Consider the following 21,466-nt stretch of genomic DNA (forward strand, 5'->3'; position numbering starts at 1 on the left):
TTTTCTTGTTCCATGACCGCAAAGGTAAGCAAAAAAAATAGTTTTAGCACGCTATCATATCAAGTTCTTTGGTTAGGCAGCGGCATCCGTCCGCCACGGACAATCCCCCTTGGGCCAGAATTAGAGAATTATTACTTAACGGATGGGATTAGGAGAATGATAAGAAAGAAGGCAAGCCTATTGCTTCATCTCACTAAATTCCTATCCATTCCCATTATTGCTCAGATAATTCTAAAATTCTTGATAAAAAAGAGGTCTATAGTTCTCAAATTCTTGATAAGAAAGAGGCTAAGAAACACTCTATACGCAGAATTTTGATTAACTTTGCGACGTTGAAGTCTGAATAAAGACTCAGAGAAACAGCAAAATGAAGAAAAGCAATCGATGATGAATTACGAGAATATCATATTTGATTTGGGCAATGTCCTCGTCAAACTCGATGAGGCTGCCACAATGCGTGCGTTTGAGAATTTGGGTTGGCCTAAGAAGGACCACATCCGAGAGTATGCCGAGGGGCTGAAACTCTTCCAGGCGATGGGCGTGGGACTGATGAGCAACAAACAATTCTTTGATGCGGTTCGCGAAACTACTCATTCTGCTGCCACCGACGAGCAGATCACGGCTGCTGCCAACGCGATGCTGCTGTATATCCCCGATGAGAAGAAACGTAAGTTGCTGCAACTGAGAAGAGAAGGGCACCGCGTCTTCCTGCTCAGCAATACCATTGATCTGCACTGGCAATACTGCAAGGAGAAGCTTTTCCCGATGAATCACTATGGTGTAGAGGACTATTTCGAGAAGACATTCCTCTCGCAGGAGATGCACATGAAAAAGCCCGATGATGTGATCTTTCAGCAAGTCATCAAAGACGCAGCCATTGATCCCTACGCCACGCTTTTCATTGATGACTTGGAGGTGAACTGCGAGGCTGCTGAGCGCAATGGCATCCACACCTTTCAAAACGAGAACTTCGACGACTGGATGAAGTTGTTCTGATCGTTTGTGTTTCCGCATGAATGTCATGGCTCGTGCTGGTACACGGATGTTCATGACTCATTCGGGCTACACATCATGCTGTCGCAGCCATTCCATGACGACGCGCGTGAGATAGATTTGCTCACGCATCGTCAGCTGACGGCCCTTGGGAATGCCATGCCACTTCTCCAAACAGCCACGGCAGCAGCAGCCAGTGGCGTGCTGGGCGATGAAAGGCGGGAAGATGCCATGGCGCATGGGTGTCTGCTTGCCGTCGTTGGCGATGAAGGCTGGAGCCAGCCGCCGGGCTATAGTCTCTCGCGTGCCCTGCTCTATCTTTTCCCAGCCCTTGTCTTGAATATAGGCCTTGTCCTTGGCATTGAGATAAAACGAGCTGCGAAACTGACTCTTGGCCAGTCGCTCAAAAAGAGGCGAAAGGTCTATGCCCTCCACCTCTTTCTTTATTTTCTCCTCTTCGTCGTCAGTGGCGAAGAGGTCGAGTTGCTTATAAGTCATTGCCAATTATTACATACTCTCGTGGAGCACCTCCATGAGTTCGTCGTGAGTGAGCTGATGATAGCCGGCATCGAGGAGGAAGGTGCCGCGGGCGATGCCATCGAGCATATCGTCGGTGGCGCCGATCTCTTTCAATGTCAGCGGCAGTCCAATTTCCTGCATCCAAGCCTTCAATGCGTCGAGACCCTCATTGGCAATCTGCTCGTCGGTCTTACCCTGCGGGCTGATGCCCCACACGTTTTCAGCAAAGCGCACGAATTTCTTCAGTCCGAACTTCATGATCTTGCGATAGTAAGCCAGCGACACGGCAGCAAGCGTATAGCCGTGGGGCGCATGTGTCCAGGCACCAACAGAGTGTCCGATCATGTGCACTTCCCAGTCCTCTTTCTTGCCCTTGTTGATGAGTCCGTTGAGAGCCCAGGTGGCAGTCCACATGATGTTGCTGCGGGCCTCATAGTCCTTCGGATCCTTCACGGCTTTGCGGGCAGCGACGATAAGACTATGCATCAAACCCTCAGAGAGATAGTCCGATGTGTTGTCGTCGTCATCGGAGAAGTATTGCTCCAGGATGTGGCTCATGATGTCGAAGATACCAGCCTTCATCTGCTCTACGGGCACGGTCAGCGTGAAGTTGGGGTTGAGGATGGAGAACTGTGGCAGGAGCCGCTCGTCGTAGACGTGCCCCACCTTCAGCTTGGTGTCGGCATCGGTGATGACGGTTCCGGCATTCATCTCACTACCGGTTCCAGCCATCGTCAACACGCATGCCACGGGCAGAATCTGTTGACTCTGTGGTGGGTTCTGCTGTTTCAGATAGAAAGCGTCCCAATAGTCGCCTTCGTAGTGAGCGCATGCTGCCACAGCCTTGGAGTAGTCGCACACACTGCCGCCACCCACGGCAAGGATGAGGTCGACCTGATGCTTGCGGGCGATGTTCACGCCCTCGCGCAGCTTGGCCAGCGTGGGGTTCGACATCACGCCGGGGTTCTCAACCACGGTCTTACCAGCCTCCTTGAGCACGGCCATCACCTCGTCGTAGATGCCATTGCGTTTGATGCTTCCCCCACCATAGTTGAGCATGATGTTGGGGCCGTATTTCTTCAGTTCTTCTTTCAGTCCGTTGAGACTGTCGGGACCAAAATAGAGTCTGGTCGGATTGTGATAAACAAAATTTCCTTTCATGGTTATTGATGATTAGAGGGGTTATGATGATACCTATATATAAATAGGTGTATGTCGTTTTTGCACTTGCAAATATAGGGCTTTTCTTCCATATTAGCAAATAGTATCATTGAGTTTCTGCAATCAAGGTAAAAGAATCTAAGATGTTGGTAAGCAAGAAAAGGAAAAGTATGATTTGATAGGAGTTCCCCCAAAAAATCTCTACGGCTGTTGCTTTTTTCGAAAAAAGAGTTTATCTTTGCCATATAATAATCTTAAGCTCTAAAAGAGCCAATCATTAAACCTTCACTATTATGTCTATACTCATGATCGTAGAGCTCCTTGTGGTGCTCGGGGCACTGTGGATAGGTGCCCGCTACGGAAGTCTTGCCCTTGGAGCCATTTCCGGCATAGGCTTGGCCATTTTGGTATTCGGCTTTCATCTCAAACCGAGTACGCCACCTACTGATGTGATCTATATCATCATAGCCGCAGTGACCTGTGCCGGTATGCTGCAAGCCTCGGGCGGCATGGATTGGATGATACAGATAGCAGAGAAAATTCTTCGCAAGCACCCCGACCGCATCACGCTGTTGGCTCCGTTCACCACGTTTTTCCTCACCGTGCTCGTGGGCACTGGTCATGTCGTCTACACGCTCATGCCGATCATCTGCGACATTGCCCTGAAGAAAGGCATACGCCCGGAGCGCCCCTGCGGTATCGCCAGCATCGCCTCACAGATTGGTATCACCTGCTCGCCAATTGCTGCCGCTGTGGTGGCTTTCTCTGCTATCTCGGCTGAAAACGGCTATCATGTGAGCAACATACAGATCATCATGGTCACCATCCCGGCCTGTATCTGTGGCATCCTCATGGCCGTAGCCTATAGCTGGCACCGGGGACTTGACCTGGACAAGGATCCTCTGTTTCAGGCAAGACTGAAGGACCCCGTACAGCACAACTACATCTATGGCAACAGTGCCACCGTTTTGGACAAGAAGATAGCCCCGGAGAGCAAGCGTGCGGTTTACATCTTCCTCGTAGCTTTAGGTATCATTGTGATGTTTTCTCTCACGTCGATGATGGGCATCAATCTCTTGCCCAGCTTCGATCAGGTGCAGGTGGTCAGTGGCGGACCGGAGCAGATCACCTTGGCTAATGGCGTGACGGAATCGGCCAAGCAATTGGCTAAGGCTGGCGTGGTGGTAGCCGGTGTCACCGAGAAAGTGACGGAGCCAATCACGATGAATATCGTCATTCAAATCACGATGATCGCTGCTGCTGCTCTGATGGTCATCTTCTGCAAGGCCAAGCCCAAACTTGCCGTCAGCGGTGCTGTATGGCAGAGCGGTATGGTGGCTGTCGTGGCTATTTATGGTATCGCCTGGATGGCCAATACCTATTTCGACAACTACAAACCCGAGATGCAGGCTATGCTCACAAACTTGGTCACGGCCTATCCTTGGACCATAGCCATTGCTTTCTTCCTCGTCTCCGTGCTTATCAACAGCCAAGGTGCTGTCGTAGTCTCTATGCTTCCGCTGGCCTATTCTCTCGGCATCGACGGTTGGGTGCTCTTGGGCGTGATGCCTTCGGTCTATGGCTATTTCTTCATCCCCAACTATCCATCCGACATCGCCACTGTCAACTTCGACCGGTCGGGAACTACGGTCATCGGTAAATATCTCTTTAACCACTCCTTCATGATTCCGGGTCTCATCCATGTCTTCACGGCAACGATCGTCGGGTATTTTGTCGCTTATCTTTTCCACACAATAGGCGTCATCTGATAGATGCAAAAAAGAGATTCGGTGTATTGGCTGAATCTCTTTTTTGAACTAATTTATCGGTAATGCACAAAGAAACCTTTTAGGAAAGCTCCAGTCTCACTCCAGCGCGATCACCTCTAAGTCGTTGGGTACAAAGACGGGAGCCGGGTAGACGCTCTTGGCCTCACGCGTATAGAGTTCCTTGCGCGTGTCAAGCGTCTCTTCCTCGGTATGATAGAGGATGAGATGACGGGCGGCAAGAGATTGGGCGTTGCGAGCGGCATCGAGAGCAGTACTGTGGTGTTTCTCATAGGGCTTGAAGCGCTCACGGTCGGCATAAAGACAGAAGGCCTCGCTCATCAGCCAATCAGCGTTCAAAGCATAGGCACGGCAAGCCTCATTATATGGTTCATCGCCTAAGCAGACGAGTTTCTGACAATCAGGAAGAAGGGCAGTGAAGCCAAACTGCTTTTCTTTGGTAGAGTGGATGTCAAAGCACTGCAGTTGCATGTCGCCAACTTGAAAACAGTCGCCGTCCTGAAGCACGTGAAAAACAATGCGGTCGGGTATCTTGTCGGTCTGCTTCTTTGGCAACAACGACTGACAGAAGAGATTGAGCAAGTCGATGACACGCTGGTGGCTGAAGATATGGAGTTGCTTGGGGCGGTCGCGCTGCAGCGTCATACGGATGAGCCAAATAGCACCAAGGATATGGTCGGTATGCGCGTGGGTGATGAAGAGATGACTGATGTCGCCCCGGTCGATACCTGCCAGCCTCAGTTGGGTCAGTATGCCATTGCCGCCGCCAGTGTCAACCAGAAGCCGGGTGCCGTCGAGGCTCTGCAGCACAAAACACGTATTGAAGCAGCGGGAAACAAGCGCACTGCCCGTCCCCAGCATGGTAATGGTTGGTTTACTCATAGTCTTTCACTTGTATTTACTCATAGTCTTTCCCCTGTCATTTCTCACGATGTATCACGGTGCCGCTGGCTTGATGTGTGGCGAGGACGAGCACCTCTGCAATCTGCACATGCTCGGGTGCGCTGGCGGCATAGAAAGCCACGTCGGCAATGTCGTCACCGGTGAGCGGCTTGATGCCCCGATAGACATTGTCGGCGCGCTGTGTGTCACCATGGAAGCGCACATTGGAGAAGTTGGTTTCCACGAGTCCGGGCTTGATGTTGGTCACGCGTAGCCGGGTGTCGGCCACGTCAATGCGCAGTCCATCGGTGATAGCCTTCACGGCAGCCTTTGTGGCACAATAAACATTGCCTCCGGCATAAGCGGCATCACCCGCTACGCTACCTATATTAATAATGTGTCCGCTGTTGCGGCTGACCATACTGGGCACGATGAGACGCGTCATGGTCAGCAGACCCTTGATATTGGTGTCGATCATCTGATCCCAGTCGTCAAAGTCGCCCTTGTATTCCGGTTCCAGACCACGGGCCAATCCGGCGTTGTTGATCAGTACGTCGATGTCTTTCCAATCGTCGGGAATACTCTCCACGGCTTTGCGAGCCGCCTCACGGTCGCGCACGTCAAAGGCTAACGTCAGTACATCTGTGCCATCGGCCTCCAGACTCGTTTTCAAGTTGTCAAGTTTCTCGCGGTTTCTGCCCGTGATGATGACGCGGTATTCTCCTTGGGCAAAACGCTTAGCGCAGCCCTCACCAATGCCACTGGTAGCTCCGGTGACCAGTACGATTTTTTTCTTGCTCATAGTGTCATGATTTAGAATGATAAGCAGAGTGTCTACTTGCTTGAAGATGCTCTACACCTACAAAGATAATGATTTTTATCCATCGGTGCTCTTCTTCCTGCTTATATTTTCTTTTGTTCGTTTTGTTTTTTATATCTTTGCAGCACACATCTTGTTATACGATTCAACAGTAAACAAACAGATAAGGCATGAAAAAACGATATTTTTTTCTAATGCTCATCGCTCTGATGAGTCTGACGAGCATCGCTGCTCAAGGACAACCGCTCCGGGAAGACCTGCGCCAATTACAGTTGTGGCAGGCCGGATGCGTGGTGAGCGCCGAGGCGGTGAGTCACTATGGGCTTGCGCGCTGTTTTCTGGCAGAACCGATCTCTGACGCTGTCTTTGCACGTATGCGTGGCCGCTCCTATCCCGTCGGCTGCACCATAGCGCGGTCGTCGCTCCGTTATGTTCGCACGCTCTATGTCGGTTTCGATGGGTACACCCATATCGGCGAACTGGTGTGCAACAAACTGATAGCCGCAGATCTCGTCGCTATCTTTCGTGAACTCTATCAGCAGCGTTATCCCATCGGACAGATGCGGCTCATTGACGACTATCATGCCAGCGATGAGGAGTCGATGCGCGCCAACAACACCAGCTGTTTTTGCTACCGTATGGTGAAAGGTTCTGCCAAGCTCTCGAAGCATGCCGAGGGGCTTGCTGTTGACATTAATCCGCTCTACAACCCCTGTGTGCGACGCAGTCACGGCAAGACGACGATACAGCCTGCCACAGCCTCACGCTATGCCGACCGCTCGGCTACGTTCGCGCATAAGATCACGCACAGCGACCTGCTCTATCGGCTGTTCGTCGCTCATGGATTTCGCTGGGGTGGGGCGTGGCGCAGTGTGAAGGACTATCAGCACTTCGAGAAATAGAAATCTGAATGCATTAATAAAAATAAGTATGACTGTGATAAAGATTCAAACAACATTGGGCGACATCACCGTGCGCCTGTATGACGAGACACCCAAGCATCGTGACAACTTCATCAAGCTGGTGCGGGAAGGGTTTTACGATGGTACGCTGTTCCACCGCGTCATCAAGGATTTCATGATTCAGGGCGGTGACCCGGAGAGCAAGGGCGCACCCAAGGGCAAGACGCTGGGTACGGGCGACACGGGCTACACGATACCTGCAGAGATGGTCTATCCTAAGTATTTCCATAAGCGTGGTGCGCTGAGTGCCGCACGGCTGGGCGATGAGGTTAATCCTGAGCGTGAAAGCAGCGGATGTCAGTTCTATATCGTATGGGGCAAGGTGTACAAGCCACAGGAACTCAAGCAGATGGAGCGTCAGATGGCGATGCAGCAGGAGCAGACGATCTTCAACACACTGGCCCGTGAGCATCGCGACGAGATCATGACACTGCGCCGCAACCGTGACCGTGCGGGACTGCAGCAACTGCAGGACCGGCTCGTGGAGGAGACGCAGCGCAGAAGCCGCGAGATGGGCAAGCTGTCGTTTACTGAGGAGCAGGTGCAGGTCTACACCACTGTGGGTGGTACGCCTTTCCTTGACAACCAGTACACTGTTTTTGGTGAGGTTGTCGATGGCCTCGATGTGGTGGAGCAAATTCAAAACGTGGCAACGCTACGCGATGATCGTCCGAAAGAGGACATCACGATGAGCATGACGGTCGTGGAAGAATAAATACCTTAATATGGTACCCAGTATCACATGAGTAGCCTCACCCCAGCCCCTCTCCAAGTGGGAGGGGAAAATAAAATGTTTTGCAGGTAATAATGGACAGTTTATGTAGGGGCGACTTATCGTGGAAGTAAATAATCGAGGCGGAAAGCATGCCTCGATGCTTCCCGCCCCGGTATGAAAAGCCTCCTGAAAGCGTCAGGAGAGAATGAAATGTTTAAGCGTTGATCTCTTTGAGCTGCTCAGCAACCTCGTCCTTGATGCGCTGTGCGAACTCCGTCATCGGCATGGTAGCCTGCTCGCCGCCGCCCTGCTTACGCATGCTCACGAGTTTGTCCGCAGCCTCTTTCTCGCCTACAACAATCATGTAAGGCACACGCTTGAGCTCGTTGTCGCGGATCTTGCGGCCAATCTTCTCGTTGCGGTCGTCGATGTAAGCGCGCACGTCCTGCGTGTCGAGGTAGCTCTTGACCTCCTTGGCGTAGTCGTTGTACTTCTCCGAGATCGGCAGGATAGCCACCTGATCGGGAGTGAGCCACAAGGGGAAGTGGCCGGCAGTGTGCTCGATGAGCACAGCGGTGAAGCGCTCAAGTGAGCCGAAAGGAGCACGGTGGATCATCACCGGTGTCTTCTTGGAGTTGTCCTCAGCGGTGTACTCCAGTTTGAAGCGCTCCGGCAGGTTGTAGTCGACCTGGATCGTACCCAACTGCCATTTACGGCCGATGGCATCCTTGACCATGAAGTCGAGCTTAGGACCATAGAAGGCAGCCTCGCCCGTCTCCTCGTGAGCGTTGAGACCCTTTTCCTTGCAAGCCTGGCGGATGGCGTCCTCACTCTCCTGCCAAATTTCGTCGGAACCGATATACTTCTCGGTGTCCTTAGGATCGCGCAGAGAGATCTGGGCATCGTAGTTGTCGAAGCCGAAGATGCGGAAGACCTTGAGGATGATGTCGATGATGGACTCGAACTCAGCCTTTACCTGGTCAGGGCGTACGAAGATGTGGGCGTCGTCCTGTGTGAAGGTACGCACACGTGTCAGTCCGTGGAGCTCACCGCTCTTCTCATAGCGGAAAACAGTGCCGAACTCAGCGATGCGGAGCGGCAGATCCTTGTAAGAGCGTGGCTTGCGAGCATAGACCTCGCAGTGGTGAGGGCAGTTCATCGGCTTGAGCATGTACTCCTCGTCCTCTTCAGGCGTGTGGATAGGCTGGAAGGCATCCTTGCCATAGTGGGCATAGTGCCCTGAGGTGACATAGAGGTTTTTCGAGCCGATACCCGGAGTGATGACCTCCTGATAGTTGTAAGGCTTGAGCACGCTGCGGAGCAGATCTTGCAGGCGCAGACGCAGCTGAGTACCCTTCGGCAGCCAGATAGGCAGACCCTTGCCGACACGGTCGGAGAACATGAAGAGCTCCATCTCCTTGCCGATCTTGCGGTGGTCGCGCTTCTTAGCCTCTTCGAGCATGACGAGATACTCGTCGAGCATCTTCTTCTTGGGGAAGGTGATGCCGTAGATACGTGTCATCTGCTCGCGCTTGGCATCGCCGCGCCAGAAGGCACCTGCTACGCTGGTGATCTTGATGGCCTTGATGGCACCCGTGCTCATCAAGTGCGGGCCACGGCAGAGGTCGGTGAAGTTGCCTTGGGTGTATGTAGTGATGGTGCCGTCAGCGAGATCCTGCTGAATGTGCTCCACCTTGTATTTCTGTCCGTCTGCCTCAAACTCCTTGATGGCGTCGGCTTTGGATACCTCACGGCGCACGACGGGCTCGTTTTTCTTTGCGAGCTCTTTCATCTTCTCCTCGATCTTGGGGAAGTCGTTTTCGGAGATCATCTTGCCCTCAGGCGGCATGACATCGTAGAAGAAGCCATTCTCGATGGCAGGTCCGAAGCCGAACTGGATGCCGGGGTAGAGCTCTTGGAGCGCCTCGGCGAGCAGGTGGGCGGAAGTGTGCCAGAAGGTGTGCTTGCCCTCTTCGTCGTCGAACTTGTAAAGTGCGATGGTTGCGTCCTCGTTGATGGGACGGTTCAACTCGGTTGTCTCACCATTGACCCCGCAAGATACAACGTCGCGGGCGAGAGCCGGTGAGATGCTCTCTGCGATTTGAAGTCCAGTGACGCCCTGCTCGTACTCACGCACAGAACCGTCAGGGAATGTGATTTTAACCATGATACAAATTAGTTTTGTTTAAATCACCGCAAAAGTACTACTTATTTTTTGATTGGCGTAATATTTTGGGTATTTTTATAGGGTAAGGATAAAATCTGTGTTTGAAGCGGTCATATAATATACACTATGAGGAAGAAAGAGAGTAAACACGTACAATGATAAATGATCCGTATTTATAGACTGATAAGCAATCAAGCTGCGTTAATTCTGATAATTCTTTTAATTCCAATCAGAACGAATAATTATCTAATTCTCAAATTCTTGAGATAATTGTCGTCGGTAGCGTTTTTTACACGTAAAAGTAGTAACTTTGTGGTTCTATATATAATAAGGAGTAAAATCAGCTATATATAATAAGGAGTCAAAGACGATGCCATCCATCAATATCATCGAGAAATACCGCCAGCTGCCAGCTGCCACTATTGCCGAACAGCTCAACACAGAGCTCTCGCAGCGCCATGCCGCCGTGGTTGTCGCTCCGCCGGGTGCCGGCAAGTCCACGTTGCTGCCGCTGACGATGCTCAGCCGCGTTTTGCCAGGCAGAATCGTCATGCTTGAGCCCCGCCGCTTGGCTGCCAGGCAGGTAGCCCTGCGCATGGCACAGATGCTCGGCGAGGAAGTGGGGCAGACGGTAGGCTATCAGATACGCTTCGAAAAGAAAATCTCGTCGAAGACAAGGATAGAGGTGGTCACAGAGGGAATCCTCACACGACGCCTGGCCGAAGACCCTACGCTCGAAGGCGTGAGTTGTGTCATCTTCGACGAGTTTCATGAACGTAGTCTGCAATCAGATTTGGCTTTCTGTCTGACACAAGAGGCGAGAAGCATCCTCAGACCTGACCTGGACATCGTCGTGATGTCAGCCACTATCGACGCCACAGCTGCCTGTCAGGCCCTTGACGCCCACGAAGTCTCCTGCCAGGGTAGGATGTATCCCGTGGAGACGGTGCTCTCGAAAGACGATATTCTTCCTAATGAGATTGCTGAGGCCGTCGCCGCTACTGTCAGCAGAGCGCACCGTGAGCAGGAAGGTGACATACTGGCGTTTCTTCCCGGACAAGCCGACATCGTCAGATGCGCGGAACTGCTGGGTAGCAGTCTGGGTGCCACCCATGTGTGCCAGCTCTACGGCAATCTGCCGCCACAACAGCAATACGAAGCCATCAGTCCCTCTGCACCTGGGGAGAGGAAGGTGGTGCTGGCCACGCCCATTGCCGAGACGTCGCTGACGATTGAAGGCATTAGAATCGTGGTGGACAGCGGCTACTACAGGAAGCTCGTTTTTGACCCTACGAACGGCTTGAGTCATCTTGAGACAGTACGCATCAGTATGGACATGGCACGGCAGAGAGCGGGTAGAGCAGGACGTGTGGCTGCGGGTACCTGCTTCCGACTGTGGACCAACGCCACACAGCAGCGCATGGAGGAGCAGCGACAACCTGAAATCATGGATGCCGATCTTGTGCCGATGGTATTGGAAGTGGCGGCTTTCGGTGAGACGGATGTTGAGCGTCTGCCCTGGCTAACGCTACCGCCCAAAGGTAATGTGGCAAAAGCGTGCAACGAGTTGCGGGTACTCCATGCCATCAACGTGGAGGGGCAGATCACTCCAATGGGGCGTAAGATGGCGACTATGCCCTGCCATCCGAGAATCGCCCGAATGATACTCCGGGCACGAAACGCAGAGGAGAAATCGCTGGCGTGCGACATCGCCGCTATCCTGGAGGAGAAAGACGTGATGGCGCAGGATAGCAATGCGTATTCAGATCTGCTGCTGCGTGTGTCGGCTCTGCAGGACGCAAGACGAAGGAAAGCGCTGGGACGATGGACGCGCATCGGGAACATTGCAGCAGAATATGACCGAATGGTGGGCATACATCCCAATAATGCTTATGTGGCGCGGGAGGATATTGGTGCCCTGGTGGCTGCCGCCTATCCTGAGCGCATCGCTAAGGCTCTGGATCATAACGGCAACTACCGCATGGCTAATGGCGAGGAAGTGATGCTCGATGCGGCGGATCCGCTCACTAGCTTCCCGTGGTTGGCTATCGCTACGCTGTATGCTGGAAACGGGGTGAGGGGAAGGGCTTTCCTTGCCGCACCGGTCAGCAGCCAAAGTCTCGATGACTTTGCCACGTGGTGGGACAACATCACGTGGATAGCGCATCAGGGTGGGGTGATCGCCCAGAAAGAGATGAGAATAGGCACGCTCGTAGTCAAGACGAAGCCGCTGGACAATGTGCTGAAGGAGCAGCTGGAGCGCATCATCTGTGAGGCTGCGAAGAAGGAGGGTAGGAGTATGTTCAGCTGGACCGACAAGACGGCTGCTCTGCAGGAGCGCGTAGCCCTCGTGGCGCAGTGGCACCCCGAGCTTGGACTTCCCGATCTCTCTACAGACTCCGTGCTCAAGCAACCGGAGAAGTGGCTGCCCTTCTATCTCGAAAAAGACGGGAAGGTGATCACTACAGTCAGCGAGATGAGAAAAATGGATATGGAGAGTGTTCTGTGGAACATGCTTTCCTATGAACAGCAACAGGAGGTGAACAGGCTGGCACCGACACATATCGTGGTACCCTCGGGCAGCAAGGTCCAACTCAGATACCGCAAAGGCTCGGAGGTGCCCGTGCTCAGCGTACGGCTTCAAGAATGCTTCGGGCTCACTGCCACGCCGCGCGTCAACGACGGTAAGATGCCCGTGCTGATGGAACTGCTCAGCCCTGGCTTCAAGCCGGTGCAGCTCACTGCTGACTTGCAGAGCTTTTGGCAGGATACTTACTTCGAGGTAAGAAAGGAGTTGCGACGCCGGTACCCTAAGCACTATTGGCCTGACAACCCACTGGAAGCTGTGGCACAGAGAGGAGTGAAGAGAAAACGATAAAAGGCTTGCTGAAAGATACGCTGAAAAAACTGCTCTGAAAATAAATGTTTTACAGCGAAATTTGCTACCTTTGCAACAGAATTTCAACTCGTATCAAATCATAATTCAATACGCTCTATGAATATAGCAATAGCATTGGTCGTGTTCATCGTGGCTGCGCTCATCGTGTGGGGATGCGCTGAACTGAACTACAAGAACTTCAGCTATGAGGAAGACAAACCTCATCATCCGGATCCCACAGCACATCAAGGCGGTGAATACAAGGAGTTGAACATCCGCGACATCATGCGTGACAACTCCACAAAAGGCTACGCTGCCGTGTAACCTTTTAGAAAACCTCATGGTCAACAGCCATGAGGTTTTTTGTTACTTTTGTAACTCGTAACTGCGTAACTCGGGCAGAAGTTGAGTAATCCATGTCACAGAATTCGTATTCAAAGATTTTCGTAAGCAGGAATCTCAGGAAGAAATACATATTTTTTACTTTCATAATCCATCTTGCAGCAATAGTGCGTCAGACCATTGCTCATCACCAGGTAGTCGACATGAAGCAAGAGATTGTAGGTAGCAACCTGCTCCAATACCTTGGGAGTGATTTTCACTGACGGTGCCTTATACTCGATGATCATCCTTGGATGCATGTCACGGTCATAGAGTACGCTGTCTGCCCGCAGCCGTTTCGTGCCTACCGGAAGCGACACCTCGTTGGCCAATAGCCCCAAAGGATAGTGAAGCTCGGAAATCAGATAATGTACGAAATTCTGACGTACCCATTCCTCAGGTGTCAATGTCACATAGCGGTGACGCAGAATGTCCAGAACCGTCGGCTTTTCGCGGGTCCCTCCTATTTTTATATTGCTATGGGGTAGGTTGATTGAAATCATTTTGTTATCTTTGCAAGTGATTATTCTTGGTGGAGCCATAGCAGGGTAACTCCTGCGTTTTCCACAGTGCAAAGATAGTCATTTATCGCGAGAATAACTGATAACAGAAACAGAAACATGCCAGAAAAGAAAGCTTCAGTTTCATTCGACGCTCTGATGCGACAGCTCAAAAACGGAGAGTTCGCACCCGTGTACTTGCTCATGGGTGATGAGCCCTACTATATCGACAAGCTCAGCAACTTCTTCCAGAACCAAATCCTCACCCCCGAGCAACAGGCCTTCGACCTTACCGTGGTCTTCGGCGCTGATGTCAACGCGGCGCAGGTCGCTGACTTGGCGATGCAGTATCCGATGACGGCACCCAGAAAGGTGATCATCGTCAAGGAGGCGCAGGGACTCAAGTCGTTTGATAAACTTGAGAAATATGTGCTTCATCCACAACCGAAAACAATTCTCGTCTTCTGCTATAAAAACGGTACCGTGAACAGAAGACTGAAATTCGCAGCAGCTGTCGATAAGGTGGGCGTCATCTTTGAAAGCAAGAAACTCAAGGAGTGGCAGCTGCCAAAATACATCAACGATTATGTCAGCCGACAAAAAGCATCCATCGACGAGAAAAGTGCCGCGATGATGGCTGACCATATCGGAGCTGACATCAGCCGACTCACTTCCGAACTCGACAAACTGCTCATCTCACTGCCGGAGAACAACAGACGCATCACGCCTGACATCGTGGAGCGCAATGTGGGAGTGAGCAAAGATTTCAACGCCTTTGAGCTGAGAGATGCCATCGTTAACAAAAATGTTTACAAGGCAAATCAAATCATCAGTTACTTCAACAGTAACCCCAAAGCTGGCTCTGCTTACAGCCTCGTGCCGCTGCTCTTCAATTTCTTCCAGAATCTTATGCTGGCGTATTATGCTCCCAACCGCAACGATCAATATGCTTTGGCGGAGTATCTGGGTTTGAGAAGTCCGTGGGGCGTGAAAGACTATCTCACAGGTATGAAAAACTATTCGGGAAGAAAGACGCTACAGATTTTGGATAAACTAGGAGAAACAGACGCCAAAATTAAGGGCCTGGACAACCCAAACACCCCTCCTGAGGAGCTGATGAGGGAGCTTGTCTTCTTCATTTTGCACTAAAAAGCACCGAAATACGCCAAAATAACGCCTGATTTTCTCTAGATTGAAAGTTGAAAAATACCCATTTTTTAGCCTAACTTCCTCAAAATGAGCGAAGTTAGGCTAATTTTTTTTGCTGAGATTTTAAAAATTTGAACCAACTCCTATCCTTGCCCGAATTTTCGCCAAAATGATGAAAAACAGCATCCTAAACGCATCGGAATTTAGGATTAACGTTTATTTTGATTTTGACTTACTGAATTCCAAACTTTAAATTTGAAGAACTTAATAAGAATGTAGCTTGTAAAATTGAATAGTTAAATTATTCAGACTGTCGAACATCTATTTTATTTAACTCTTCAAATTCATAAACATAAATTTTCAATCTTAAACGCAAAAGTATGCAGTTATTCTATATAAATATAAGTGTCTGATTATCAACAGTAATATTAGATGTTTGAGATGTTATATACATAAATATAAGGCTTTCAACTTGCAAAATCGCCCTTTTGGGCCCATTCCTATATATAATATGCAGATATAGCCCTATAAAAGCCAAATACTTGACTTGAATCGTTGATTTAAAGCTTCATAGGCTTTTTGAAGGTAATATTTGAATTTGCAAATTATAATATAACGATTATAATATTCAAATTCTAAAATCTATATTATTCGATTTGTTGAATATCTTTTTGGAATCGAAATTCTTCTCTTTACATTTGCAAATATCGATTTTTTGATTTAACTTTGCAAATACTTAAGTGAAGGCGGTTTTTAATCCCCCTTTTCATCTCTATGGCTCCTGATATGAAAGACAGAATTAAGAAGCTGATGGAAAATCAGCACATGACGCAAAAAATTTTCGCGCAGTTCACAGGCATCTCGGAAGGCACCCTCAGCGGTATCTTCAATGGTCGGACACGCCCAACGTTGCAGATCGTTGAGAATATCCATCAACACTTCCCTAAAATCTCCATCAACTGGCTGATGTTTGGCACCGGTCCGATGTATGCGAGCAACTCCCCCACTGCCGGAGACAATGCTCAGCAGTCTGATACCGCAGAGGGCGATACTTCCGCAAATGGTGCCACAGCATTTGATGCATCACATTCTGACGGTGATCAGAATGCTAGGTACCCGGCTTCGGCTGGTACTGCTTCCGGCGCACAGCAGCCCTCACTCTTTGGGCAAGACAATGCTAAAGGTGGTTCATCTGCTCGATCGGCTGCCTCTCAGGCTGAAAAGGTAATCGTGAAATATGTTGACAAGCCACAACGAAAGATCACAGAGATAAGGATCTTCTATGACGATCAGACTTGGGAGTCGTTTGTGCCTAAAAAGTAAAGTCTGTCTTTCACAGTATCGAGATGCTACCGGGATAAGGCTGATTTGAATTCCTCATGGAGCGATGCAGCTTGCTTCATGAGGAGTCTTTTTTATGTGCTGCATCGTGTTTTTATCTTCAGAACAGGTTGTATGTTAGACTTCGGATAAGCGATTCTTGCGATACTATGAAATATTGTCGGGATAGAAATGCCGATTTCTTGTTTTTTTTGTGTAAGTTTGTAGCTGAATTATGGCAGAGGGATGAGCCCGATGAGAAAACGCGGGGTGCTTTTCCTTTGAATATAATCCTCTATATATAATAAGGTGTAAGCCTGAATATAGATATGAGTAAGCCAGGCGGTATCGCTGTGGTGATGCTCTTGCTAAGAAGAAAGACCCTTTAAATCCATTTATATGAAGAAATATTGTATGGACTTGACAGTGGCATCGAACGAACATATCAGTGATCATCATGTTCTGCTCAAGCTCACTTCCAAGCGACCTCTTCCGGAGATGATGCCGGGACAGTTTGTCAACATCCACGTTGAGGACAGTCCCACTACCTTTCTCCGTCGCCCTATATCGATTAACTTTGTAGATGTCTCCCGCAATGAGTTGTGGCTGCTTGTGGCCGCTGTTGGTGAAGGCACGAAACACATAGCTAAGCTCAAAGCTGGCGATCATCTCGACTGCCTCTTCCCCTTAGGTCATGGCTTCAGTGATCTGGCTGCAATCAAGTCTTCGGTTTGTAGCGATAAGAGTGTTGCTGCCACTGCTACAATTGAGAACGACAAGGCTGCTTCTCCAGTCTATGGAAAGCCGGATGACGATTATCGTCTGCGCGTGCTATTAGTAGGTGGCGGTGTTGGCGTGGCTCCTATCCTCTATCAGGGTGCTGAGATCAAGCGTCAGGGAGGCGAGCCTGTATTCCTGCTTGGTGCCCGTTCTGCTAAAGATTTATTAGAACTGGATTTGTTTAAAAAAATCGGTAAGGTATATATCACCACAGAAGATGCTTCTGCCGGTGAGAAAGGCTTTGTCACCAACCACTCTGTCTTGCAGCGCGAGCATTTCGATTTCATCCAGACGTGTGGTCCTACTCCGATGATGAAGGCTGTGGCGAGATTTGCCAAAGAGAAGAATATTCCTTGCGAGGTATCGTTGGAGAATATGATGGCCTGCGGACTGGGAGCATGTCTGTGCTGTGTGGAAAAGACTGTCGATGGCAATCTGTGTGTATGCAAAGAAGGACCTGTGTTTAATATTAAGAAGTTGTTATGGTAGATTTAAGTGTCAATATTCATCATCTCAAATTAGCTAATCCAGTCATGACAGCCAGCGGCACGTTTGGCTATGGTGTAGAGTTTTCCGACTTAGTGCCTTTAGAGGAAATCGGTGGTATCATTGTTAAGGGCACCACACTGGAGCGTTGCGAGGGCAACGACTACCCGCGTATGGCAGAGACGGCGAGCGGAATGCTCAATTGTGTGGGACTGCAGAACAAAGGTGTGGACTATTTCTGTGAGCACATCTATCCTGAGATCAAAGACATCCCGACCCATTTCATCGTCAACGTGAGCGGTTCCTCGCCTGAGCGCTATGCCGAGTGCGCATCGCGTATTGATGAGTTGGAGCGTATTCCGGCCATCGAGTTGAATATCTCTTGCCCCAATGTGAAGGATGGCGGAATGGCCTTTGGAGTCACCTGCGAGGGTGCTGCCAGTGTGGTCAAGGCTGTGCGCAAAGTCTATCATAAGACGCTCATCGTGAAGCTCTCGCCCAATGTCACATCCATTGCTGACATCGCCCGTGCTTGCGAGGCAGAGGGCGCAGACAGTGTGTCGCTCATCAACACGCTGATGGGTATGGCCATCGACATTGAGCACCGTTGTCCTAAGTTGAGTATCGGTACCGGTGGACTCAGCGGTCCGGCAGTGAAGCCTGTCGCTGTGAGAATGGTGCATGATGTGGCCAAGGCAGTACAGATACCGGTGATCGGCTTGGGTGGCATCATGACAGCAGAAGACGCTATCGAGTTTATGATGGCAGGAGCCACAGCCATTGAGATTGGTACCGCCAACTTCATCGATCCCGCTGTCACCGTGAAAGTCAAGAATGGCATGGCTCAGTGGCTGGAGCGTCACGGATGCAAGAGCGTGAAAGAGATTATCGGTGTCGTGAAATAAACATGATTATCAGATATGATAATGATAGACATCAGGTGAACATGATAATGCCGCAACTCCGCAAATATATTCTGCGAGGTTGCGGCATCTTTGTTTTTGTAATATTGGTGTCCGCTAAAGATGGAAACTGCGTTGTTTGAAGCTTCCGTTCTGTCTGTGAGAAGCCAGGCGGCGTATGGCTCAGTAGCCTTATGCTTCTTTCAGCTCTTTCTCTTGTTCCTTTTCTTGTCCTTGTTCCTTTTCTTGTTCCTGATCAGCCTTTCCAAACTCTTTATCGATTTTCAATCGTCCTACCACCAAGAGGGTGAGGAGGCTGAATACCAGTGAGAGCGTGAAGAAATCTCGGTATCCCATCATATCCTGCAGCGCACCGGATACCAATCCCGGCAGCATCATCGAGAGAGACATGATGGCGGAAGCCAATGCATAGTGGCTGGTTTTGTATTCTCCACGGCTATAATATATAAGGTATAGGGTGTAGGCAGTCAGTCCGAAGCCATAGCCGAATTGCTCCACAAACACGCAAAGGCTGACCATCCACAGACTGGAAGAGAGTGTGTAGCTCAGCAGCAGGTAGACCATTTGTGGCAGGAAGAAAGCCAAGGCCATCGGCCATATCCATCTCTTCAATCCGTCTTTACCTGCGAGAATACCTCCTAAGATGCCTCCCAACGACACGCCGATGATGCCCACGGTACCCTGTACGAGTCCATATTCCTGAGGTGAGAGTCCCAGTCCCCCGTTATGTCCCGAGTCGATGAGGAAGAGCGCAGACACCTTTTCCATCAGTCCCTCCGGCATGCGGAAGAAGATGATGAACATCAGAGCTACCCATATCTGTTCCTTGGCAAAGAACGTGCGGAAAGTATGCGTAAACTCGTCTCCGATGGTTTTGAAGTTGACAAATGGGCGCTTGGCATCTTCTTTGGGACGCGGCAATACACAGTTATGCCAAAGCCACAGCAGTAGAAACAGCCCAGTGACACCAAAGAAAGTCAGACTCCACGAGTAGGAGATGCTGTTGCGAAATACCACCTGCAGATTGCCGGCTATCATCACGAGTACGCCTTGCGCGAAGATTGTGGCCAGACGGTCAAACAGTGATCGTATCCCCATGAACGTAGCCTGCTGATGGGTGTTGAGTCCAAGCATATAGAAGCCGTCGGCAGAGATGCAGTGGCTGGCACCCGCAAAGGCGATTACCCAAAAGAAGAACAGAGAGCCCTGCAGCCAAAACGAGGTAGGTATTGTGAAGGCTACTCCGCCGAAGGCAGCACCCAAGAGCACTTCTGTCAGCACGATCCACCAGCGTTTGGTTTTCACCACATTGATGAGCGGACTCCATACCGGTTTCAATATCCAAGGCAGATAGAGCCACGAGGTATAGAAGGTGATCTCGGCATTGCTCAGTCCCAGCTGTTTATAAAGGATCACCGATAGAGTCATAATCGTCACCAATGGCAATCCGTCGGCAAACGACAGCGACGGCACCCATAGCCAAGGCGACCTGTGTTCTTGATCTTGAAAAGTTGCTCGTGTTCTCTCTTTCGTTTTATTGAGCATAGTCGTAAATGGTCGTAACTGTTTTTAAACGTATTGTTTTGTGAGACAGGCACCGGGATAATAGTGTGCTAAGATTCTGTCATAGTCATAGCCTTTGGCACCCATCATCGCGGCACCAATCTGACAGAGTCCCACGCCATGTCCCCATCCTGCTCCATGGAGGGTAAAGCTCTTGGGAAATCCGTCTGCATCCTCTCCTTCTTTGTCCACCACAAAGGCAGAACTATAGAGATGGCTGTTGCTGAGTGCGCGTCGTATTTCCAACTCTTTTCCAATGATCAAGTCATGGTTCTCACCGATGACCTTCATCAGCCAGATTCTGCCGCTCTTTCCCCGCTGTAAGGGAATGATGTCGCGGATGCGTCCTAAGTCCCGTCGCGTCTTTCTTTGAATCAGTTCAGCCAATTCCTCTTGTGTATATTCTACTGTCCAGCGATAGAAATCCGTGGTCTCCTGATCATAGTCGTTGAGCACTTGCGACAGCACTTCTCTGTCTTTTGTATTGCAGAAAGCCGGTGGTGTGGAGCGTATCCATCGCTCTGCCGCCGCCTCTACCGTCAAGTCGGGAACCAGCGCATCGCTGCTATTGTCCTCCTGACTCTTGACCATCTCAGCCGTGTCAGCCACCGCCTTCAGATAAGTCTTGGGGCTGTTCTCCCAACAATATTGAAATTCCTCCGTCACGCCGCCACAACACTTCGAGAAGCGTGCGTCACAGATCTCACCTTCGGAAGTCAGAATCTCACCTCTTGTCAGTCTGATGGCTTCCGCCACGTGTGGGCTGGTCTCCTTAGTGATACCCTGGTAGCGCTGACAATGGTCATCGGCACAGACGTCAAACAGCGTGTGGTCTTCACGGTCATACCATTTCACGATGCGGTCCTCGTCTTCCACCATCTCGGCTGCTGTCGTTTCCTCCTGTGCATTAACCCCATCTGATAGGTGTACTTTTTTTCGCTTTTCCATCTGAGCCAGCAGCCACGACCGCGAGATGACCGCATGAGCTTTGAGCAGCTCCAAGCTCGACGTAGCACTCATCTCGCTGGAGATCACACTTTCCAGATATTTCTCCACTGGGAGCTCATTGACAGCGCACACCTTGTCGCCGTTCTGAATAAGACGCAGCGTGCCCAGGAATGTTTGCGTCTCTTTGCGTTCCCAGTGAAAATTTACGCCTATGGTTACATCGCTCAGCGAGAACGACGCGTCATCTGCCAACGGCGAGAAGACCAGCTCGGGATATACCTCATTATTCCACACAATACCTTGGGGGGTCATCACCGCCGTCTGGGGGCCTACAGCCTTGTGTCCCAGTACCGTGTAGGGGCCATTCAACGCGAAATGAATGGTCACGCCGCTGACGATTCCCACCTTCACTTGTGGTTCACAATGATATTTCCAACTCGATGATTCCATAGACATAATCCTATATAATAAGGTGTTAATGATGCAAAGATAGCTATTTTATGGCACAAAATCCCTACTTTACTCAAAAAGT

General features: G+C 50.4%; 17 protein-coding genes and 1 pseudogene. 10 read left to right on the top strand and 8 right to left on the bottom strand.

The window, feature by feature from the left end:
* Positions 1-384: 384 nt before the first annotated feature.
* Positions 385-996 (top strand): HAD family hydrolase, encoded by a 612-nt coding sequence (locus NG346_RS03505; protein WP_262279669.1) that lies wholly within the window; start codon positions 385-387, stop codon positions 994-996.
* A gap of 66 nt (positions 997-1,062) precedes the next feature.
* Here NG346_RS03505 and NG346_RS03510 read toward each other — a convergent pair whose 3' ends face one another.
* Positions 1,063-1,491 carry a DUF4186 domain-containing protein gene (locus NG346_RS03510; protein WP_262279670.1) on the bottom strand — a complete coding sequence of 143 codons (429 nt, stop codon included), beginning with the start codon at positions 1,489-1,491 and terminating at the stop codon, positions 1,063-1,065.
* Positions 1,492-1,500: 9 nt separating this feature from the next.
* On the bottom strand, positions 1,501-2,673 hold the full coding sequence (locus NG346_RS03515) for an iron-containing alcohol dehydrogenase (protein ID WP_262279671.1): 1,173 nt from the start codon (positions 2,671-2,673) through the stop codon (positions 1,501-1,503).
* 293 nt (positions 2,674-2,966) lie between these two features.
* Here NG346_RS03515 and NG346_RS03520 point away from each other — a divergent pair, with 293 nt between their 5' ends.
* Entirely contained in the window at positions 2,967-4,442 is a 1,476-nt protein-coding gene (locus tag NG346_RS03520; protein ID WP_262279672.1) for an anaerobic C4-dicarboxylate transporter, read from the top strand.
* A 96-nt stretch (positions 4,443-4,538) separates the two neighbouring features.
* Here the strand turns inward: NG346_RS03520 and NG346_RS03525 are convergent, their stop codons facing one another.
* Positions 4,539-5,342 carry an MBL fold metallo-hydrolase gene (locus tag NG346_RS03525; protein ID WP_262279673.1) on the bottom strand — a complete coding sequence of 268 codons (804 nt, stop codon included), beginning with the start codon at positions 5,340-5,342 and terminating at the stop codon, positions 4,539-4,541.
* 37 nt (positions 5,343-5,379) lie between these two features.
* Positions 5,380-6,144 carry an SDR family oxidoreductase gene (locus NG346_RS03530; RefSeq protein ID WP_262279674.1) on the bottom strand — a complete coding sequence of 255 codons (765 nt, stop codon included), beginning with the start codon at positions 6,142-6,144 and terminating at the stop codon, positions 5,380-5,382.
* Positions 6,145-6,332: 188 nt separating this feature from the next.
* Between NG346_RS03530 and NG346_RS03535 the strand changes: the two genes are divergently transcribed.
* Together NG346_RS03535 and NG346_RS03540 are read left to right on the top strand one after the other, a co-directional pair.
* Positions 6,333-7,064, top strand: coding sequence for a M15 family metallopeptidase (locus NG346_RS03535; protein ID WP_262279675.1), 732 nt, complete (start codon positions 6,333-6,335; stop codon positions 7,062-7,064).
* Between the two features lie 28 nt (positions 7,065-7,092).
* The gene (locus NG346_RS03540; RefSeq protein WP_262279676.1) at positions 7,093-7,839 is read left to right on the top strand and encodes a peptidylprolyl isomerase; all 747 of its coding nucleotides are present in this window, start codon (positions 7,093-7,095) and stop codon (positions 7,837-7,839) included.
* A 214-nt stretch (positions 7,840-8,053) separates the two neighbouring features.
* Here the strand turns inward: NG346_RS03540 and thrS are convergent, their stop codons facing one another.
* Positions 8,054-10,006 carry a threonine--tRNA ligase gene (thrS, locus tag NG346_RS03545; RefSeq protein ID WP_262279677.1) on the bottom strand — a complete coding sequence of 651 codons (1,953 nt, stop codon included), beginning with the start codon at positions 10,004-10,006 and terminating at the stop codon, positions 8,054-8,056.
* Positions 10,007-10,376: 370 nt separating this feature from the next.
* Here thrS and hrpB point away from each other — a divergent pair, with 370 nt between their 5' ends.
* Positions 10,377-12,884, top strand: coding sequence for an ATP-dependent helicase HrpB (hrpB, locus tag NG346_RS03550; protein WP_262279678.1), 2,508 nt, complete (start codon positions 10,377-10,379; stop codon positions 12,882-12,884).
* A 117-nt stretch (positions 12,885-13,001) separates the two neighbouring features.
* Positions 13,002-13,208 carry a hypothetical protein gene (locus NG346_RS03555; RefSeq protein WP_154532976.1) on the top strand — a complete coding sequence of 69 codons (207 nt, stop codon included), beginning with the start codon at positions 13,002-13,004 and terminating at the stop codon, positions 13,206-13,208.
* Positions 13,209-13,318: 110 nt separating this feature from the next.
* On the opposite strand, the gene NG346_RS03560 is transcribed toward NG346_RS03555, so the two are convergent.
* A complete protein-coding gene (locus NG346_RS03560; RefSeq protein ID WP_262279679.1) occupies positions 13,319-13,768 on the bottom strand; it encodes a type I restriction enzyme HsdR N-terminal domain-containing protein in 450 nt (149 codons plus the stop codon).
* Between the two features lie 117 nt (positions 13,769-13,885).
* On the opposite strand from NG346_RS03560, the gene holA reads away from it, so the two are divergent.
* From holA to NG346_RS03580, 4 genes are all read left to right on the top strand, one after another.
* Positions 13,886-14,914 carry a DNA polymerase III subunit delta gene (holA, locus tag NG346_RS03565; RefSeq protein WP_262279680.1) on the top strand — a complete coding sequence of 343 codons (1,029 nt, stop codon included), beginning with the start codon at positions 13,886-13,888 and terminating at the stop codon, positions 14,912-14,914.
* A 786-nt stretch (positions 14,915-15,700) separates the two neighbouring features.
* On the top strand, positions 15,701-16,237 hold the full coding sequence (locus NG346_RS03570) for a helix-turn-helix domain-containing protein (protein WP_262279681.1): 537 nt from the start codon (positions 15,701-15,703) through the stop codon (positions 16,235-16,237).
* A gap of 396 nt (positions 16,238-16,633) precedes the next feature.
* Positions 16,634-17,503, top strand: a complete 870-nt coding sequence (locus tag NG346_RS03575) for a dihydroorotate dehydrogenase electron transfer subunit (RefSeq protein ID WP_262279682.1) — start codon at positions 16,634-16,636, stop codon at positions 17,501-17,503.
* Positions 17,497-18,405 carry a dihydroorotate dehydrogenase gene (locus NG346_RS03580; RefSeq protein ID WP_262279683.1) on the top strand — a complete coding sequence of 303 codons (909 nt, stop codon included), beginning with the start codon at positions 17,497-17,499 and terminating at the stop codon, positions 18,403-18,405. Before NG346_RS03575 ends, NG346_RS03580 begins: the two co-directional genes overlap by 7 nt.
* 189 nt (positions 18,406-18,594) lie before the next feature.
* Here the strand turns inward: NG346_RS03580 and NG346_RS03585 are convergent, their stop codons facing one another.
* Positions 18,595-19,851: an MFS transporter gene (locus NG346_RS03585; protein WP_262279684.1), complete on the bottom strand. Its 1,257-nt coding sequence runs from the start codon at positions 19,849-19,851 to the stop codon at positions 18,595-18,597.
* Between the two features lie 141 nt (positions 19,852-19,992).
* Positions 19,993-21,363: pseudogene (locus NG346_RS03590) on the bottom strand (SpoIID/LytB domain-containing protein); the annotation flags it as partial.
* Between the last annotated feature and the right edge of the window lie 103 nt (positions 21,364-21,466).

This window comes from Hallella absiana (assembly GCF_025457485.1).
Lineage (GTDB): Bacteria > Bacteroidota > Bacteroidia > Bacteroidales > Bacteroidaceae > Prevotella > Prevotella absiana.

Coding starts and splice junctions, on each gene's coding strand:
- holA (WP_262279680.1), top strand. CDS start 13,886: ATGCCAGAAAAGAAAGCTTCAGTTTCATTCGACGCTCTGATGCGACAG.
- NG346_RS03520 (WP_262279672.1), top strand. CDS start 2,967: ATGTCTATACTCATGATCGTAGAGCTCCTTGTGGTGCTCGGGGCACTG.
- NG346_RS03580 (WP_262279683.1), top strand. CDS start 17,497: ATGGTAGATTTAAGTGTCAATATTCATCATCTCAAATTAGCTAATCCA.
- NG346_RS03535 (WP_262279675.1), top strand. CDS start 6,333: ATGAAAAAACGATATTTTTTTCTAATGCTCATCGCTCTGATGAGTCTG.
- NG346_RS03525 (WP_262279673.1), bottom strand. CDS start 5,342: ATGAGTAAACCAACCATTACCATGCTGGGGACGGGCAGTGCGCTTGTT.
- NG346_RS03515 (WP_262279671.1), bottom strand. CDS start 2,673: ATGAAAGGAAATTTTGTTTATCACAATCCGACCAGACTCTATTTTGGT.
- NG346_RS03540 (WP_262279676.1), top strand. CDS start 7,093: ATGACTGTGATAAAGATTCAAACAACATTGGGCGACATCACCGTGCGC.
- NG346_RS03575 (WP_262279682.1), top strand. CDS start 16,634: ATGAAGAAATATTGTATGGACTTGACAGTGGCATCGAACGAACATATC.
- NG346_RS03555 (WP_154532976.1), top strand. CDS start 13,002: ATGAATATAGCAATAGCATTGGTCGTGTTCATCGTGGCTGCGCTCATC.
- hrpB (WP_262279678.1), top strand. CDS start 10,377: ATGCCATCCATCAATATCATCGAGAAATACCGCCAGCTGCCAGCTGCC.
- NG346_RS03505 (WP_262279669.1), top strand. CDS start 385: ATGATGAATTACGAGAATATCATATTTGATTTGGGCAATGTCCTCGTC.
- thrS (WP_262279677.1), bottom strand. CDS start 10,006: ATGGTTAAAATCACATTCCCTGACGGTTCTGTGCGTGAGTACGAGCAG.
- NG346_RS03570 (WP_262279681.1), top strand. CDS start 15,701: ATGAAAGACAGAATTAAGAAGCTGATGGAAAATCAGCACATGACGCAA.
- NG346_RS03560 (WP_262279679.1), bottom strand. CDS start 13,768: ATGATTTCAATCAACCTACCCCATAGCAATATAAAAATAGGAGGGACC.
- NG346_RS03530 (WP_262279674.1), bottom strand. CDS start 6,144: ATGAGCAAGAAAAAAATCGTACTGGTCACCGGAGCTACCAGTGGCATT.
- NG346_RS03510 (WP_262279670.1), bottom strand. CDS start 1,491: ATGACTTATAAGCAACTCGACCTCTTCGCCACTGACGACGAAGAGGAG.
- NG346_RS03585 (WP_262279684.1), bottom strand. CDS start 19,851: ATGACTCTATCGGTGATCCTTTATAAACAGCTGGGACTGAGCAATGCC.